Annotated in this window: 1 protein-coding gene; it reads right to left on the bottom strand. The window is 47.4% G+C overall.

The window, feature by feature from the left end:
- Positions 1–87: 87 nt before the first annotated feature.
- On the bottom strand, positions 88–312 hold a 225-nt coding region (locus tag B3180_RS01395), incomplete at its 5' end, for a hypothetical protein (protein ID WP_286842506.1).

Here is a 312-nt window from a genome sequence, read left to right as displayed (position 1 = left end):
GGATGTATTTACGGGCGTCCTCCTCAATAGTTCCTGCGGCCTCAGCGCCCGCAACATCCATCTCACCTGATGTAAACATCAGGCTACTTAGAACTCGTAGCTGTAACTTAAGCTAACAACGGTTCCGACTTCTTTGCTACGAACTAAAATATCCGATTGCGTCACTTCCTGATCTTCTCCAAGAATGTTCTTTACCTTGAAGCCAATTTTTGAACTGAAGCTCGGATAGTAGTTGTACACCAAATCCAGCGAGTGGAAAGGCTGCTCGTAAGCGTCTTCACGTCCACCAACACCTGCTGCCAGAATGCGTTC

The sequence above is a fragment of the Idiomarina sp. UBA4206 genome (genome assembly GCF_002383015.1).
In the GTDB taxonomy this organism is placed as follows: Bacteria; Pseudomonadota; Gammaproteobacteria; order Enterobacterales; family Alteromonadaceae; genus Idiomarina; species Idiomarina abyssalis.
This window is presented reverse-complemented; position numbering and strand designations above follow the sequence as displayed.